This window comes from Pseudoalteromonas sp. 0802 (assembly GCF_013350085.1).
GTDB lineage: Bacteria > Pseudomonadota > Gammaproteobacteria > Enterobacterales > Alteromonadaceae > Pseudoalteromonas.
Map to the genome: position 1 here is coordinate 1 of NZ_JABVXE010000110.1, position 320 is coordinate 320.

The 320-nt window shown below is 51.9% G+C and carries 1 tRNA gene; it reads right to left on the bottom strand.

The features are described from left to right. Position 1: 1 nt before the first annotated feature. A tRNA-Glu gene (locus HUS61_RS21390) sits at positions 2 to 77 on the bottom strand. Between the last annotated feature and the right edge of the window lie 243 nt (positions 78 to 320).

A 320-nucleotide genomic window follows, 5' to 3' on the forward strand; every position in this document is an offset into this window, starting at 1 on the left:
GTGGCGTCCCCAAGGGGATTCGAACCCCTGTTACCGCCGTGAAAGGGCGGTGTCCTAGGCCTCTAGACGATGGGGACACATAATGTGTCACTAGGACAACTGAATAGTTAGACTCGATTCAGACGAGCTTTTAATAACACAACACTTTTAGTAAGTGGCGTCCCCAAGAGATTCGTACTCTTGATAACGTCGTGCATAGATTGTGCGGTGTTCACCGCCCCACTACACATAACCTACTTAAATAGTGGCGTCCCCAAGGGGATTCGAACCCCTGTTACCGCCGTGAAAGGGCGGTGTCCTAGGCCTCTAGACGATGGGGA